General features: G+C 68.7%; 14 protein-coding genes and 1 tRNA gene. 13 read left to right on the forward strand and 2 right to left on the reverse strand.

Translation table 11 applies throughout. The annotated features are described in order from the left end of the window. Nucleotides 1–54 precede the first annotated feature (54 nt). A complete protein-coding gene (locus ACIP5Y_RS34380; protein WP_400356568.1) occupies nucleotides 55–804 on the forward strand; it encodes an oxidoreductase in 750 nt (249 codons plus the stop codon). 454 nt (nucleotides 805–1258) lie between these two features. Here the strand turns inward: ACIP5Y_RS34380 and ACIP5Y_RS34385 are convergent, their stop codons facing one another. After that, nucleotides 1259–2059, reverse strand: a complete 801-nt coding sequence (locus ACIP5Y_RS34385; protein WP_400356569.1) for an HAD family hydrolase — start codon at nucleotides 2057–2059, stop codon at nucleotides 1259–1261. A gap of 380 nt (nucleotides 2060–2439) precedes the next feature. Between ACIP5Y_RS34385 and ssd the strand changes: the two genes are divergently transcribed. The 7 genes from ssd (at nucleotide 2440) to ACIP5Y_RS34420 (ending at nucleotide 7931) form a co-directional block, all read left to right on the forward strand. Next, a complete protein-coding gene (ssd, locus tag ACIP5Y_RS34390) occupies nucleotides 2440–3624 on the forward strand; it encodes a septum site-determining protein Ssd (RefSeq protein ID WP_400356570.1) in 1185 nt (394 codons plus the stop codon). Between the two features lie 250 nt (nucleotides 3625–3874). Then, nucleotides 3875–5062 carry a TadA family conjugal transfer-associated ATPase gene (locus ACIP5Y_RS34395; protein WP_400356571.1) on the forward strand — a complete coding sequence of 396 codons (1188 nt, stop codon included), beginning with the start codon at nucleotides 3875–3877 and terminating at the stop codon, nucleotides 5060–5062. Nucleotides 5063–5486: 424 nt separating this feature from the next. Next, on the forward strand, nucleotides 5487–6299 hold the full coding sequence (locus ACIP5Y_RS34400; protein ID WP_400356572.1) for a type II secretion system F family protein: 813 nt from the start codon (nucleotides 5487–5489) through the stop codon (nucleotides 6297–6299). Nucleotides 6300–6325: 26 nt separating this feature from the next. Then, the gene (locus tag ACIP5Y_RS34405) at nucleotides 6326–6928 is read left to right on the forward strand and encodes a type II secretion system F family protein (protein ID WP_400356936.1); all 603 of its coding nucleotides are present in this window, start codon (nucleotides 6326–6328) and stop codon (nucleotides 6926–6928) included. A 69-nt stretch (nucleotides 6929–6997) separates the two neighbouring features. Next, nucleotides 6998–7201 carry a DUF4244 domain-containing protein gene (locus ACIP5Y_RS34410; protein WP_400356573.1) on the forward strand — a complete coding sequence of 68 codons (204 nt, stop codon included), beginning with the start codon at nucleotides 6998–7000 and terminating at the stop codon, nucleotides 7199–7201. Between the two features lie 26 nt (nucleotides 7202–7227). Next, nucleotides 7228–7545 (forward strand): TadE family type IV pilus minor pilin, encoded by a 318-nt coding sequence (locus ACIP5Y_RS34415; RefSeq protein WP_400356574.1) that lies wholly within the window; start codon nucleotides 7228–7230, stop codon nucleotides 7543–7545. Continuing rightward, entirely contained in the window at nucleotides 7542–7931 is a 390-nt protein-coding gene (locus tag ACIP5Y_RS34420) for an Rv3654c family TadE-like protein (RefSeq protein WP_400356575.1), read from the forward strand. Before ACIP5Y_RS34415 ends, ACIP5Y_RS34420 begins: the two co-directional genes overlap by 4 nt. A 352-nt stretch (nucleotides 7932–8283) precedes the next feature. Here ACIP5Y_RS34420 and ACIP5Y_RS34425 read toward each other — a convergent pair whose 3' ends face one another. Beyond that, nucleotides 8284–10680: a DEAD/DEAH box helicase gene (locus tag ACIP5Y_RS34425; RefSeq protein WP_400356937.1), complete on the reverse strand. Its 2397-nt coding sequence runs from the start codon at nucleotides 10678–10680 to the stop codon at nucleotides 8284–8286. Nucleotides 10681–11114: 434 nt separating this feature from the next. On the opposite strand from ACIP5Y_RS34425, the gene ACIP5Y_RS34430 reads away from it, so the two are divergent. From ACIP5Y_RS34430 to ACIP5Y_RS34450, 5 genes are all read left to right on the forward strand, one after another. After that, nucleotides 11115–11318, forward strand: coding sequence for a cold-shock protein (locus ACIP5Y_RS34430; RefSeq protein WP_029925108.1), 204 nt, complete (start codon nucleotides 11115–11117; stop codon nucleotides 11316–11318). A gap of 309 nt (nucleotides 11319–11627) precedes the next feature. Further along, nucleotides 11628–14501 carry a type I DNA topoisomerase gene (gene topA, locus ACIP5Y_RS34435; RefSeq protein WP_400356938.1) on the forward strand — a complete coding sequence of 958 codons (2874 nt, stop codon included), beginning with the start codon at nucleotides 11628–11630 and terminating at the stop codon, nucleotides 14499–14501. A 112-nt stretch (nucleotides 14502–14613) separates the two neighbouring features. Then, nucleotides 14614–15117: a DinB family protein gene (locus ACIP5Y_RS34440; RefSeq protein ID WP_400356576.1), complete on the forward strand. Its 504-nt coding sequence runs from the start codon at nucleotides 14614–14616 to the stop codon at nucleotides 15115–15117. 46 nt (nucleotides 15118–15163) lie between these two features. Then, the gene (locus tag ACIP5Y_RS34445; protein ID WP_400356577.1) at nucleotides 15164–16378 is read left to right on the forward strand and encodes a DNA polymerase III subunit delta'; all 1215 of its coding nucleotides are present in this window, start codon (nucleotides 15164–15166) and stop codon (nucleotides 16376–16378) included. A 76-nt stretch (nucleotides 16379–16454) separates the two neighbouring features. After that, a tRNA-Thr gene (locus ACIP5Y_RS34450) sits at nucleotides 16455–16527 on the forward strand. Nucleotides 16528–16536 lie beyond the last annotated feature (9 nt).

Below are 16536 nucleotides of genomic sequence, written 5' to 3' on the forward strand. Positions count from 1 at the left end.
GGTCCGCCGAGGTGGCGGCCGGTCGCGGAGTACCCACCAGTAGCCTCGTATTCCGTGACCGACCCGCTGCAGCCCCTCGTCGACCTGCCCGGTGTGCGCGATGCCGCCGACAAGGCCCGTGACGCGCTCGCCGAAGTGCACCGGCACCGGGCGAACCGCCGCGGCTGGCCGACCACCGCCGCCGAGGCGGCCGTCCGCGCGGCGCGGTCCTCCGCCGCCATCGAGGGCGGATCCATCGACCTGCCCGGCGCCGACGGCCGCGTCGACGACCCGATTCTGGCCGGCGCCCTGCGGGTCGGCCAGGCCCTGGACGGCGACGCCCTCAACACCCTGGTCGGCATCTGGCAGCGAGCTCCCCTGCAGGCCCTGGCCCGGCTGCACCTGCTGGCCGCCGCCGGCCTCACCGACGACGAATCCCGGCTCGGCCGTCCGCGCACCGCCCCGGGCGTCGCCGAACGCCTGGCCCTGCTCTCCGAAACGGTCCTCACGACGAAGGCCCCCGCCCCCGTGATCGCCGCGATCGTGCACGGCGAGCTGCTCGCCCTGCGCCCCTTCGGCACCGCGGACGGCATCGTCGCCCGCGCCGCCTCCCGCCTGGTCGCCGTGTCCAGTGGCCTGGACCCGCACAGCCTCGGTGTCCCCGAAGTCTTCTGGCTCCGCCGCCGCGACGCCTACCTCGACGCCGCCGCACAATTCGGCATGGGCACCGTGGACGGCGTGGGCGGCTGGGTCATCTACACCTGCGGCGCCCTCGAAGACGGCGCCCGCGAGGCCCGCTCGATCGCGGACGCGGCCACCGGGTAATCCCCCTGGATCGAATCCCGTTGCGCAGCAACGCAACCGGCCTTACACATCAAAGCGGGCGGCGTAGTCGCTGTTGCGACCTCACCGCCCGCTAGCACGGACTACCCGGTTACCAAGCGTGCTCCTCGGGTTGTGTACTGGCCTCGGCGAGCTCTCCGGGGTCCGGTGGTTCATCCCCGCAATGGGTGCGAGGCCCTCGCCGTCGAAATCCCGGATAACGCAGGCCCACAACACTCGTGCCCTTGTCGCGGCGTGCTCCGCGTGGGTGCCTGGTGTCCGTGCTGGGAAGGGTGGGTCGGGAGGTCGGATCTTCTCTTCCGATCCGATCTTGGCCTGCCGTCCTTCCGTGCATCCATTGTTACCCTGTGAGCGGCCTCACATCAAGACCTGCGAAAACATTCAAATATCCGGCGTGTCCCGGGCCTTTCGAGGCCCGGGCGTTTCGGAATGGGGGTCAGCGCCGCCGGCGCAGCAGCCGGTAACTGACCGCGCCCATCGCCACCGCACCCAGCCCGACCGCCACGCTCGCCGCGACCGTCGTGCTGGAGGGGGCGGGAATCCGCGCCCACAACGAGACCGGGTTCGAGAACGTGAGAATCGGCCAGCCCCGTGAGGCGGCCTCCCGGTGCAGCTTCCGGTCCGGATTCACCGCCGTCGGATGCCCGACCGCCGTCAGCATCGGCAGATCGGTGGCCGAGTCCGAGTAGGCGTAGCAGCGTGCCAGGTCGTAACCGTATTGCGCGGCAAGGCGTTTCATCGCCTCGACCTTGCCCTCGCCATAGCAGTAGAACTCGACTTCGCCTGCGTACTTACCATTTTCGATGACCATCCGGGTGGCGGCGAAGTGATCCGCGCCCAGCGCCGCCGCGATCGGCGCCACCATCTCCTCGCCGGAAGCCGAGACGATAACTACGTCGTGGCCCCGAATCCGGTGGTCCGCAATGAGATCCGCGGCTTCGGCGTAGATGAGCGGATCCACGATGTCGTGCAGGGTCTCGGCCACGATGGAGCGAACCTGGTCCACATCCCAGCCCGCGACCATCTTGGTGAGGTGCTCGCGCATCCGTTCCATCTGATCGTGGTCGGCGCCGGAGAGCAGGAACAGGAAATGGGCATAACTGCTCTCCAGCACGGCGCGCCGGCTGAGCAGACCCTGATCCAGGAACGGCTTGCTGAACACGAAGGCGCTCGACCTGGCGATCACCGTCTTGTCGAGATCGAAGAAGGCGGCGACTCGTCCGCGTTCGGCTGTCACGTGTCCAGGATATGGTTCGCCCCGATGCCACGGGTCCCGCGGTGGCCGGTTACCTCAGAACCGGGTGGTTTCTATCGGGTTAGCCAGCCGAAAGCCGGGCCGTGACCGTAGGAAAAAGACTCGCCGGACGGACTTGCAATCCTGGCAGGGCATGGGTGTAGTATTGCCGTTACCTGGACATGGTCCAGGCGTGTTCAGCCCGACCCCCCGGGGCTGAACCCCGACGGCCCCAGCCTCCTCCCCCCCCGGCTGGGGCCGTCCTCTATCTACGGACCGTTTGCGGTTCCGCATCCTGCCCGAGTTGTCCACAGGCCGTGTGTTATCCACACTCGCCGTAACGGGGATTTCCTCGCGCCATTTGCAGGCGGACTCTGACCTGCATGAACTCCGATGCTGCGGCCGGGTTTCCGGCCCTCGCCCTGGTCTCCGATCCACGGCTGCGCGATGAGGTCCGCCGCATAGCCGCGGCGGCCGACCGCCCACTGGACGAGCGCACACCACCGCTCGGCCGCCATCTGTGGACGGCCGCACCGGTGATCGTGCTCGACACCGCCGCGGCCCGTAGCTGCGCGTCCGCCGGACACCCCCGCCGGCCGGGAATTCTCCTGGTTACCGACGGTGAGCCGAGTTTGCTCGACTGGCAGGCCGCCACCGAAGTGGGCGCCGAGCAGGTGCTGGTCCTGCCGGGCGCGGCCGACACGCTGATCGCGTCGTTCGCCACTTACGGCCGTCGCGTTCGCGCCGATGGCGCAGTGGTGGCCGTGGTCGGCGCGTGCGGCGGTTGCGGGACCTCGACGCTGGCCGCGGCCGTAGCCCTCACTGCCGCAGCACACTTCCGTGATCGCACTCTGCTTGTGGATTGCGATCCCGTCGGCGGCGGGCTGGATCTCGTGCTCGGCGTGGAGAAGTCACCCGGCCTGCGCTGGCCCGATCTCGTCATCGAGGACGGCCGGGTCGCCGCGCCCGCTCTCCATGAGGCCCTGCCCGCGGCCGCCGGCGTCGCGGTCCTCTCCTGCGGAAGGGGCCAGGCCGCAACGGATCTCACTCCGGCGGCGGTCCGCTCGGTACTGGAGGCCGGGCGCTCGGCGGGTGATCTCGTCGTCTGCGACCTCTCCACGGACCGCGGCCCGCACATCGACACCGTCCTCGAATTCGCCGATCTGATCGTTCTGCTGGTGCCGGCCCGCCTGCGTGCCGTGGCCGCCGCGGAATCCGTGTCGGCCCGCATTACCTCCCGAAACCCCAATCTGCGCTTGATCGTTCGCACGCCATCGCCGGGAGGATTGCGCCCCGCGGATATCGCCGCGACCCTCGAGCTCCCACTCTTGACCGTCCTTCCCGCCCAGCCTCACCTCCCGGAACGACTGGAGCGCACGGGCCTCACCGTCCGGCGCCGTACCCCGCTCCGCGCGGCCGCCGAATCCATCCTCACCGCACTCTCCACCAATCCCCACCCGCCACGGACCAGTACGCCGACCTGGTGGCGGCGAACCACGCCCAGCCCTGTTCGCCTGCACCCCAGCGAAACCGAAGCCGTCGTCCGCACCGCGGGAGCTCACCGATGAGCCCCCGGCCGACGCCCGACCCCGCCCAGCGAACAGCCGCGCGGTGGCTGTGGGTGCGGGTACCGGTCGCGCCGGGGCGGCGCCCCTGCTGGTTGCGGGTGCGTGTGACAACCAGCCCGCTCCGTGGACCGGATGGGCCGCAAGCGCGGTCGGCCGGGCTGCCGTTGGGGGCGCGCGCGTCGATCGGCGTGGTCCGGCGCTCGGGTGCGCCGACGGAGCCTCGCGTGATCCACGGGGCGAGTTGTTTGCGATGAGTGGGCTGGTGAGTGCGGAGCTGCTGGATCGAGTGCGGGATCGGCTGGCCGAGAGCGCTTCCGAGCCTGATCCGGCGCAGGTCGCGGCGGCCATTCGGGCGGAAGCCGGTGGCGTGCTGGGGGATACCGATCTGCTGCGGGCCCTGCGGCTGCTGCAGACCGAGATGACCGGCGCGGGTGCGCTGGAACCGCTGCTGCACGATCCGGAGGTGGCCGATGTGCTGGTCACCGCGCCGGATGCGGTGTGGGTGGATCGCGGGCACGGTCTGCGGCGCACCTCGGTGCGATTTCCCGACGAGGCGGCGGTGCGCCGGCTGGCGCAGCGCCTGGCGCTCTCGGCGGGGCGTCGCCTCGACGATGCCCAGCCCTGGGTGGACGGTCGCCTCTCCGGATCCGAAGCGGCGCTGGGCGATTCGTTCGGCGTCCGCCTGCACGCAGTCCTGTCGCCAATCGCGCACGGCGGCACCTGCCTGTCCCTGCGCATCCTGCGCCCCGCCACCCAGGGCCTGGACGCGCTGGCCGCGGCGGGCGCCATGCCGGCCGAGGCGAAAGCCCTGCTGGAGCGCATAATCCGAGCCCGCCTGGCCTTTCTGGTGGTGGGCGGTACCGGTGCGGGCAAGACCACCCTGCTGTCCGGTCTGCTCGCCACGGTCGATCCGGCCGAACGCATCATCTGCGTGGAGGACGCGGCCGAACTCGCGCCACCGCATCCGCACGTGGTCCGCCTGGTGGCCCGCCCCGCGAATGTCGAAGGCGCAGGCGAGGTCACGGTGCGCGACCTGGTCCGCCAGGCCCTCCGCATGCGTCCCGACCGCATAGTCGTCGGCGAGGTTCGCGGCGCGGAGGTGGTGGATCTCCTGACCGCCTTGAACACCGGCCACGACGGCGGCGCGGGAACGGTCCACGCGAATTCTCCGCGCGAGGTGCCCGCCCGTCTGGAAGCCCTTGCGGCGCTGGGCGGTATGTCCCGCCCGGCCCTGCACAGCCAGCTGGCCGCCGCCATCCAGGTCATCCTGCACGTCCACCGTCATCCCACCGGCGCCCGCACCCTCCGCGAAATAGGCCTGGTCACCCGTACTCACGATCAGGTCCACATCCTGCCCGCCTGGTCCGCCGATCCCGGTCACCCGACCCCCGCTGCTCGACCTTTGAACAACCTCCTCGACGAAAGGACAACGCCATGAACGCCTCCCGACCGACCAGCTCATCCGCCGAGGCTCCTGTTCAGCCACCGCTCGCCACTGTGCATTCACTGGAATCGGACGTCGCTTTGTCCGCACCGGGCACAGCCTCTGTGCCGCCGCGGGCGGTAAGCCGAACTCCGTCGGAACGATCGGGCAGCCGTACCGGGCCGCCGCACTCCGGCAGCCGCCTCTCATCGGCGCCAGTGGGTGGTGCTCCACCGCATCCGTCGGCTGCGTTCGGGCCGCGCAGGTATGTCCCGCCACCGTCCACCGCATGCGCGTGCACCTGTGGCACGCGGGATCAGCGGTGCGACAAACTCTTTCGGATGCGCCGTACCCAGCCGCCCGGGCTAAGGCCGGGGTGGCGGAGTGTGTGCCGGCCCGGGGTTCCGCAGCCCGAGATTCCGACGTGGCGGGGCCGTAGATGAGTGCCGGGATCCACGGCGGGAGTGCGGCGCTGGGTTGCCTGGCGCTGGCGTTGCTGGCCCTGCCCGCGCCCGCGACTCGCCGGCGTTTTCTGCGGTTGTATCGCTGTGCGCCGCGGATCCGAAAGCCCGGGGCCGGTGCGCTGATTCGGGTACTGCCGGTGCTGGCCTTGCCGAGTTTGCTGGTTTTCGAACTCGGGCCGCTGGTCGCGGCGGGGCTGGTGGCCGCGACGGCGGGGTTACGGCGGCGGCGTGCGGTGCGGGATCGGCGGCGGGCCGCGGAGACCGGGCAGCTGCTGGAGGGGCTGGAAGCGGTGATCGGTGAGTTGCGGATCGGGGCTCATCCGAGTGCGGCGGCGGAGGTGGCGGCTCGCGAGGTCGGCGGTGAGGTGGCGCGGGCCTTCGCGGTCGGTGCGGCGCGCAGCCGGTTGGGTGGGTCGGGCGCGGAGGGGCTACGGCGGCCGGAAACGGTGGTGGCGCAGGACTTGTCGCGGGTGGCCGATGCCTGGCGGATCGCCGAACGGCATGGTCTCGCCCTGGCCGAACTGCTTGCGGCGGCTCGGCTGGATCTGCTGGGCCGCAGGAGATTTCGGGAGCGCACGCGGGCGGCGCTGGCCGGCGCGCGAGCCTCGGCAATGGTGCTGGCGATGTTGCCGCTGCTCGGCATCCTGCTGGGGCAGCTCATGGGCGCCGCCCCGCTGCACGTGCTCTTCGTCTCGCCGGCAGGCGTTTTCCTCCTCCCGCTGGGTGTGGCCCTGACCTGTGCCGGTCTGCTCTGGGCCGATGCGATTACCGCGAAGGTACTGCGGTGAGCCCCGAACTCTGGAAAGGCGAAGTCATGAACCTGCTTTCGCTGGCCGCGCTGTCGTGCGCCTGCGCCCTGCTGGTATTGCCCGGCCGGGTCGCCGGATTGCGCAGGTGGCGGCGGTTACAAAGTGCGGGGTCGGTCGGGGACCGGGATGGGGTGGGCAAGCGGCCCACGGCCGATCCGCTGGATGCGGCGGGCACTTTGGACCTGTTCGCGGCTTGTCTGCGCGCGGGGCTGCCCGCGGCCGCCGCGGCGCGGGCGGTGGCCGCGGGCGCTGCCGAGCCATTGGGCGGAGTATTGCGGCGGGCGGCGGATCTCCTTGCGCTGGGCGCGGATTCGGCGACCGCGTGGGAGCAGGCGACGGCCGGCTGCTCGGACGCCGCCGTGGGGGCGCTGGCGCGGATGGCGCGACGGTCGGCACGGTCCGGCGCCGGACTGGCCACCGCCGTAGCCGAATTGGCGGAACAGCGCAGGGCCGAGGCCGAGGATTCGGCCGCGGCGCGGGCGGAGCGGGCCGGGGTATTGATCGGCGGTCCACTGGGTCTGTGTTTCCTGCCCGCCTTCGTATGCCTGGGGATCGTGCCGGTGGTGATCGGCCTGGCGGGCCGGGTGCTGGGCGGAGGTCTGGTGTGAACCGGCCCGGTGTGCACCGCGACTGTGCCGATGCGGAACGACCGCATCGGATCGAGGAAGGGAGAGACCGTGCGAAATCTGGCCTGGGAACTGCGAACTCGCCTGCTGCTGGCCGCGATGGCCGACGACGGCATGTCCACCGCCGAATACGCGATCGGCACCATTGCCGCCGCGGCCTTCGGCGCCGTCCTCTACACGGTGGTGACCGGCGACAGCATCGTGAACGCCCTCACCAAGATCATCGACCGTGCCTTGAAGACCACGGTCGGCTGATCACCCGCACTACCGCTGATCGCGGTATGGCGACGGTGGAGGCCGCGCTCGCGCTGGCGGCCGTGGTCGCGGTGCTGGTGCTGTGTATTGCCGCTCTGCTGGCGGCGTCGGCACAGATCCGCTGTGTCGACGCCGCGCGGGAGGCAGCCCGGCTGTCTGCGCGCGGTCAGGACGCCGCGGCGGTGTCCCTGGCGCTCCGGGTGGCGCCCCCGGGCGCACAGGTCGGGGTGCGGCACGACGCGGACTTCGTGACCGCCACGGTGAGCGCTCGCTCACCACTGCTTCCGCTCACCCTGAGTGCGAGTGCGGTTGCGGCTCGCGAACCGGGTGCGGACACGCCGTGACGTACACGCCCGCGGACTGGAGTGAGAAAGCGCACCGAGGGGATGAGGGTGCGGTCACCGTCACAGCCTGCCTGGTCCTGGTCGCCGTGTTGGCGATCACAGTATTGGCGGCACAGGTCGGGGTCGCGGTGACCGGCCGGCACCGGGCGCAGGCGGCGGCGGATCTAGCGGCCTTGGCGGCCGCCGGTGACCTGGACTCCGGTACCGCCGCGGCATGCGGGCAGGCAGCGGAAATAGGCCGGCGAATGGGTGTGCGGTTGATGACTTGTGTGCCGGATGGGTGGGATGTGACAGTCGAAGTCGTGGGCCGCGTGGAGTTGGGTCCGATGGGTGTCCGGGAAGTGCGTGCGAGAGCGCGGGCGGGGCCGCTGGGGGATTGGCGGTAGCGAGCCAATGTCTCGTACTGAGCGGTTGGTTAAGAATGCGATGGCGCGGGCCACATCAGTAGTCGATCAATGCCGATATTCGATGAAACCGATAGGCGAATAGATTGGGTATCGATCGGTTTCCAATTCGTTCCGAAGACTGATCGGAAAGAATGCACAGGTAAATCCGCTAACGACATTATCGAACGGAGCAACCTGCCAGTTAACAGGATCACATCCCTTTTTAATCGTTCCGGGCCCGCCTACTGCGCCGCCCGGGCGGGTGCGCCCGGACCGACCCGATACTTCTCAGCTGACCAGCCCCAACCGGTCGGTCGCATGGCGCTCCGATCTCGCCACGGCGACGTCATGATCACGGTTCGGGACAGTCGCCGTCATCCGGCCCGAGCTCGGCCAGGATCGCCGCCAACAGCCGCACCGCACCCGCCTTGTCCAGGGGATTGTTCCCGTTTCCGCACTTCGGCGACTGCACGCAGGACGGGCATCCACCCGCACAACCACACGATTCGATGGCCGCCAGAGTGGCCGAGAGCCAGTGCCGCAGCCGGGTGAATCCGCGCTCGGCGAAGCCCGCGCCGCCGGGGTGACCGTCGTAGACGAACACCGTGGGCAGCCCGGTATCGGCATGTTCGGCGGTCGACACGCCGCCGATATCCCACCGGTCACAGGTCGCGACCAGCGGCAACATGCCGATGGCGGCGTGCTCCGCGGCGTGTAGCGCGCCCGGGACCCGTCGCGCGTCGATCCCGGCGCGCGCCAGCAGGTCCGGTGTGACCGTGTACAGCACCGCGCGGGTGGGCAGGGTTTGTGCGGGCAGGTCCAGCGGCACCATGTCCAGCACCTCGCCACTGGGGAGTTTGCGCAGGTAGCCGATGACTTGGCGGGTCACCAGCACGTCTGCCAGCGCCGTGGTGACCGACCCGTGTACGCGGTGTTCGGTGACCTCGTCGACTTCCAATGAGGTGACCGCCCGGGCGCTGGTGGTCCAACCCGGCGTATCGGCGTGCACGAGTGCGACGCCCTCGTCCAGGTCGAGTTCGTCGACCACATAGCTCTCGCCCTGATGTAGATGTACCGCCCCGGGATGCAGGGTGGCCGGCGCCCGTCCCGCATCGGTGGTTCCGAGCATGCGGCCCGATTCGCCGTCCACGACCGCGATTGCGGATCCGATGCCGCCGCGCACGTCCACCGCATCGTGCGGGTGCGCGTCCGCGGTCACGTACCAGCGGGCCGTGCCGTCGCGTCCATTGCCCGGCCGCCGCCGGATCAGGCCGTCCCGGGCCAGCCCGGAAAGCAGTTCCCAGGCCCGGTATTCGTGCACCTCGGCGTCGGTGAGCGGTTGCTCCATTGCGGCGCACAGTAGATGCGGACCCAATACATAAGGGTTGTGCGGATCGGTGATGGTGGCTTCCAGCGGCCTGCCCAGCAGCGCCTCCGGATGATGCACGAGGTAGGTGTCCAGCGGGTCGTCACGGGCGATGAGCAGCACCAATGACCCCTGCGTGCGCCGACCTGCCCGCCCGGCCTGCTGCCAGAACGAGGCCACCGTGCCGGGATATCCCGCCACCACGACGGCATCCAGACCGGCTATGTCGACGCCCAATTCGAGCGCATTGGTGGTGGCCGCGCCCAGCAGCGAGCCCTCCGACAGCGCCGCTTCCAGCGCCCGCCGGTCCTCGGCGAGGTATCCGGCCCGGTAGGCCGCCACCCGTTCGGCCAGCCCGGCATCGACGTCGGCGAGCAGTCGCCGCGTGTCCATGGCCACGAGTTCGGCGCCGCGCCTGGATCTGACGAAGGTCAGCGTCCGCGCGCCCTCGGTGACCAGATCGGCCATGATCTTCGCGGCCTCCGCCCCGGCCGAACGCCGCACCGCGGCACCGTTTTCCCCGGTCACGCCCCCGCCGAGCAGCGGTGGCTCCCAGAGTGCGACGGTCCGGGACCCCTGCGGCGACCCGTCCTCGGTGACCGCGACGCACGGCGCGCCGATGAGTGTGGAGGCCGTCGCGGCGGGATCGGCGGCGGTCGCCGAGCACAGCACGAATACCGGATCCGCCCCGTACCGCGCGGCGAGTCGCCGCAGCCGGCGCAGCACCAGCGCCACGTGCGATCCGAATACACCCCGATAGATATGGCATTCGTCGACCACCACGTACCGCAGCTGCCGCAGAAGGCGGGCCCAGCGCTGGTGGGAGCGCAGCATGCCCACGTGCAGCATGTCGGGATTGGTGAAAACCCAGCGTGCGTGGGCGCGCACCCATTGCCTTATCTCTGGGGGCGTATCCCCGTCATAGGGTGCGGGATGGATGCCGCGCAGTGGATCTTCGCTGGTCAGCTCGTTGACCATGCGCAGCTGATCGGCCCCCAGCGCCTTGGTGGGCGAGAGATAGAGGGCGGTAGCGCGCGGATCCTCCTGCAGCGCGGTGAGCACGGGTAGCTGATAGGCCAGCGACTTCCCGGAGGCGGTACCGGTCGATACGACGACGTGCACGCCGTCCGCGGCCAGGTCTGCGGCGAGTGTCTGGTGGCTCCAAGGTTCCTCGACGCCAGCGGCCTGAACTGCGGCGATGACGTCCGGAGATGTCCATTCGGGCCATTTCGTGACCTGGGCCGCACGCGGTGGTAGCTCCGCGATATGGGTGAGGCGGGGGTCACTTTTTTCTACCCCTGAGAGGACACGATTCAGCAACGATCTCCCATAGCTGGTATCGCCGGCGTCTCGGATCGGGCGCGTCACGTCGCCAGGATTCATCGAAGCGTTGCCGCGACACGCGCCGGGGGTGCGAAAGGTGTGTGCGCCCTGTCGTCTACCTGCCATTTCACTGCAGAGTAGCGACCCGCCTCACACCCCGTTTGCCAGATGCTCGCTCTGTTATCAGGAAGCAAACCAACTTCAAGTACGGATTTGGGCATTATGCCCCTCACCTGCGCATTCGCAAGATCAACTTTTTTGCAAATTGTGGGTAACTCGGCTGTTGAATTGCGCGAAGACATGGTTCACTGGTTCCTGGTCGCAAGCTTCTGTGTTCGAGGGACGGATCCAAAGTCCAAACCATCAGCAGGATCGATGTTGCGAACGGTGTACTGGGTGCTTTCCTGCAGGGGGAACAGAGTACAGCGGTCGGAACGGACCCGGTGGATGAACCTACTTGTCCGCCGTTCCGGTATGGAAAGAGAAGGAACAGAATGGCACAGGGAACTGTGAAGTGGTTCAACGCGGAGAAGGGGTTCGGCTTCATCGCGCCCGAGGACGGCTCCGCTGACGTCTTCGTCCACTACTCCGAGATCCAGGGATCGGGCTTCCGTACCCTCGAGGAGAACCAGAAGGTCGAATTCGAGGTCGGTCAGGGCACCAAGGGCCCGCAGGCCACGGGTGTGCGCGCGCTCTGAGAGCGGGCTGACCCACAGGTATCCGTCCCCCATCGCCACCCGGCGGTGGGGGACGACTCATATCCGGACCCATTACACTCGATCACGATCAGGGGCTACATCGTCGCCGCGCACGAGCCGCGGCCTTTGAACACGGTATAAACGTTGCTGGCAGCGATATCAGTAGTCGCAGCCGCATGCCCCAGCCGCGTTTCGCGCGCACCAGCGCCGCGCGGATCGACAGGAAAGGTGTGTTCGCCGGTGGCAACACGAGACCGCGGTGCATCGCCGAAATCAGCACCCGACCAGGGGCGTTCCCTGCGTCGTCTCGTGATCGTCGAGTCGCCGACGAAGGCCCGCAAGATCGCCCCCTACCTCGGCCGCGGATACGTGGTGGAGGCCTCGGTCGGTCATATCCGGGACCTGCCGCGAGGTGCGGCGGATGTACCCGCCAAATACAAGGGCCAGCAGTGGGCCCGGCTCGGCGTCGACGTCGATCATGATTTCGAGGCCATCTATGTGGTGAGCCCGGATAAGAAGGCGAAGGTCAGCGAGCTGAAGGCGCTGCTCGCCGACGCCGACGAGCTCTACCTCGCCACCGACCCCGACCGCGAGGGCGAGGCCATCGCCTGGCATCTGCTGGAGACGCTGAAGCCGAAGGTGCCGGTCAGGCGCATGGTGTTCCACGAGATCACCGAGCCGGCCATCCTCGCCGCGGCCGCCGACACGCGCGAGCTGGACAAGGATTTGGTCGACGCGCAGGAGACGCGGCGCATCCTGGACCGGCTCTACGGTTATGAAGTTTCGCCGGTGCTGTGGAAGAAGGTCATGCCGCGGTTGTCGGCGGGCCGGGTGCAGTCGGTGGCGACGCGTGTCATCGTGCAGCGGGAACGGGAGCGCATGGCGTTCCGTTCCGCCGAGTACTGGGATATCGCGGCGAAACTGGATGCCGGCGGGCAGGAAGAGGGCGGGAATCCGCGCGTTTTCGGCGCCCGATTGGTGAATGTCGACGGTGCGCGCGTGGCGTCCGGTCGCGATTTCGGTGCCGACGGTCAGTTGAAGACCGTCTCGGGCGTGGTCGTGCTGGATGCGGAATACGCACGGCGGCTGGCGGAATCGCTGCACGGCGTGGATTTGACTGTTACTTCGGTCGAGTCGAAGCCGTACACGCGGAAACCGTACGCGCCGTTCATGACTTCGACCTTGCAGCAGGAGGCGGCGCGCAAGCTGCGTTTCACTTCCGAGCGCACGATGCGGGTCGCGCAGCGGCTCTACGAAAACGGCTACATCACTTATATGCGTACCGACTCGACGACTTTGTCCGAGTCGGCGATCAACGCGGCGCGGGCGCAGGCCACACAGCTGTACGGCGCGGAATATGTGAGCCCGACGCCGCGGCAGTACACCCGCAAGGTCAAGAACGCACAGGAGGCGCACGAGGCCATCCGGCCCTCCGGCGACACCTTCGCCACACCCGGGCAGTTGCACAACAAGCTCGACGGTGACGAATTCCGGCTCTACGAAATGATCTGGCAGCGCACGGTCGCCTCGCAGATGGTCGACGCGCGCGGCACCACCTTGACGGTGCGGATCACCGGTATGGCGAATACCGGTGAGGAGTGCGTGTTTTCGTCGTCCGGCCGGACGATCACCTTCGCGGGCTTCCTGAAGGCGTACGTCGAGAGCGTCGACGAGGAGGCGGGCGGTCAGTCCGACGATGCGGAATCGCGGCTGCCGGCGCTGACCGAGGGGCAGGGTGTCACCGCCATCGAACTGCTGCCGGACGGGCACACCACCAATCCGCCGCCGCGGTTCACGGAAGCCTCGCTGGTCAAGGCGCTGGAAGAGCTCGGCATCGGGCGTCCTTCCACCTATGCGTCGATCATCAAGACGATTCTCGACCGCGGATATGTGTACAAGCGCGGTAGTGCGCTGGTGCCGTCGTGGGTGGCGTTCGCGGTGATCGGGCTGCTGGAGGATCACTTCGGGCGGCTGGTGGACTTCGACTTCACCGCGGCCATGGAGGACGACCTCGATGCCATCGCCGGCGGGCGCGAGCAGCGCGGAAACTGGCTGACCTCTTTCTATTTCGGCGGCGATCACGGTGCGCAGGGTTCGGTGGCGCGATCCGGCGGCCTGAAGAAGATGGTCGGCGAGCGGCTCGACGACATCAATGCGCGAGAAGTCAACTCCATCAAGCTGTTCAGCGACGACGAAGGTCGCGACGTGGTGGTGCGGGTCGGCAAGTTCGGGCCGTACCTGGAACGCATGATTACGAATCCCGATGACCCGGAAGGTGATTCGGTATCGCAGCGGGCGAACCTGCCCGACGATCTGCCGCCCGACGAGCTGACGCCGGAGGTGGCCGAGAAGCTGTTCTCGACACCGCAGGAAGGCCGTTCGCTGGGCCAGGATCCGGAGTCGGGGCACGAAATCGTCGCCAAGGAAGGACGTTTCGGCCCGTACGTCACCGAGATCCTGCCGGAGCCGGTGGAGGAGATCGACACCGGCGCGAAGAAGACCGCGAAGAAGGCGGTGGCGCCCAAGCCGCGCACCGGCTCGCTGTTCAAGTCCATGGAGCTGTCCACCATCACGCTCGACGACGCGCTGAAGCTGCTGTCATTGCCGCGGGTGGTGGGTGTGGATCCGGTGTCGGGTGAGGAGATCACCTCGCAGAACGGCCGGTACGGGCCGTATCTGAAGAAGGGCACCGATTCGCGTTCGCTGGCGAACGAGGATCAGATCTTCAATGTCACGCTGGACGAGGCGTTGAAGATCTACGCCGAGCCCAAGCGGCGCGGCGGGCAGTCGGCCAGTGCGCCGCCGTTGCGGGAGCTGGGCGTGGATCCGGTGTCGGAGAAGCCGATGGTGATCAAGGACGGCCGGTTCGGCCCGTACGTCACCGACGGTGAGACCAATGCCTCGCTGCGCAAGGGCGACGAGGTCGAATCCATCACCGACGCGCGGGCTTCCGAGCTGCTCGCGGATCGGCGGGCACGGGGGCCGGTGAAGAAGGCGGCCAAGAAGACCGCCAAGAAGGCGCCCGCGAAGAAGGCCGCCACCAAGACCGCCGCGGCCAAGAAGACCGCCGCGAAGAAGGCGGCGATCAAGGCGACCGATCCGGCCAATGTGGTGAAGAAGGGCACGTCCAAGAAGGTGGCGGCGAAGAAGGCCGCCGCGTCGAAGGCTGCCGCGCAGTCCTGAAGATCGAGTTCCGGGTGGAAATCCGCTGTCTAGGGCGGTGGATTTCCACCCGTTTCTGTCGGTGTCCTCCCGTAGCGTGATGCCCGAACACGCAGCAGGGGAAGGATATTCGATGGCGGATCTCGAGCGTGAAGAACTGATCAAGATGCTGGACAACCAGCGCGAGCTGTTCCGGATCACGGTGCGCGGGCTGGAGGACGATGATGCCCGGCACCGGACGACGGTCAGTGAGCTCACCCTCGGCGGTCTATTGCATCACGTGATGCATACCGAACAGCACTGGACGCGGGTCATCGTCGAACGTGATCCGAACTCCGAATTCGATGTCTCCGAAATGGATTCGGAGTACAAGCTGGGGCCGGACCAGTCGGTCGCCGGCCTGCTGGCGGAATGGGATGCCACGGCGGAGCGGACCGCCGCGCTGATTCGCGAGCTGCCGAACCTGGAGGATTCGATCCCCACACCCACCGCGCCGTGGGCTCCGGAGCGGGTGTGGATGACGGTGCGCTACATCCTGCTACACATTCTGCGCGAGATCGCCCATCACTCCGGGCATGCGGACATCATCCGGGAGGCCTTGGACGGCGCGAACACGACCTATCAGCGCGCTTCCTGACGGAGGCGGCGGGGGAATGTCGTAGGCCGCCAGTAGGGTGTATGCCGTGGCGGGTGTCTTCGATCGGCTGGTCGGCCAGGATTCGGTGGAAGCGGAATTGACCGCTGCCGCGGTGGCTGCGCGGGGTGGTGCGGGATCGTCCTCGGCCATGACGCATTCGTGGCTGTTCACCGGGCCGCCCGGATCGGGGCGGTCGGTCGCGGCGCTGTGTTTCGCCGCCGCGCTGCAGTGCACGGATCCGGAACGGCCGGGCTGCGGGCGATGTCACGCCTGCACCACGACCATGGCCGGCACCCACGGCGACGTGCGGCGGGTCGTGCCCGAGGGCTTGAGCATCGGCACCAAGGAGATGCGCGAGATCGTGCAGGTCGCCTCGCGGCGGCCCAGCACCGGCCGCTGGCAGGTCGTGGTGGTCGAGGATGCCGACCGATTGACCGAGGCCGCCGGAAACGTGCTGCTCAAAGTGGTCGAAGAGCCGCCGGCGCGGACGGTGTTCCTGCTGTGCGCGCCCTCGGTGGATCCGGAGGACATCTCCATCACGCTGCGCTCCCGTTGCCGGCACGTGCATCTCGCGACACCGTCGGTCGACTCCATCGCCCAGGTGCTGCGCGAACGGGATGGCCTCGACGCCAAGGTCGCCCAGTGGGCGGCCTCGGTCAGCGGCGGTCATGTGGGCCGGGCCCGCCGGCTCGCCACCGACGAGGACGCGCGCGCCCGGCGGAAGAAGGCGCTCGCCCTGGTCGCGGCCACCGCCCGGCCCGCGGCCGCCTACAACGCCGCCGACGATCTGGTGCGATCCGCCGATGACGAGGCCAAACAGGTCAGCGCCACCCGCGACGAGAAGGAGCGGGACGAACTCGCTACCGCCCTCGGCGCGGGCGGCACCGGCAAGGGCGCTGCCTCTGCTACTCGCGGTTCGGCCGGCGCGCTGAAGGACCTGGAGAAGCGGCAGAAATCGCGAGCCACCCGGACCGGGCGTGACGCGCTCGACCGCGCGCTCATCGATGTGGCGGGTCTCTACCGCGATGCCCTGGCCGTCCGCTTCGGCGCGGCCACCGCCGACTCCCGTTCCGGCGTCACCCTCACCCACCCGGACATGGCCGATCAGATCCGCGAACTGGCCACCGACATCCGCCCCGAGGGCCTGCTCCGCTGCATCCAGGCCGTCCTCGACTGCCGTGAGGCCCTCGAAACCAACGTCAAGCCCCGCTTCGCGGTCGCCGCCATGGTCGCCACCCTCATGGCCGCCCGCGCGGCCTGACCACCACCGGGTGATCGCGACCACCGATTTTCGCGATCCGGGCCCGAGACGATACACTCGCAACGCCGGAAGGCACGCCGCCTTAGCTCAGTCGGTAGAGCGCTTCACTCGTAATGAAAAGGTCGCGAGTTCGATTCTCGCAGGCGGCTCCGAAGAAT

Source organism: Nocardia sp. NPDC088792, assembly GCF_044750615.1.
Taxonomy (GTDB): Bacteria; Actinomycetota; Actinomycetes; order Mycobacteriales; family Mycobacteriaceae; genus Nocardia.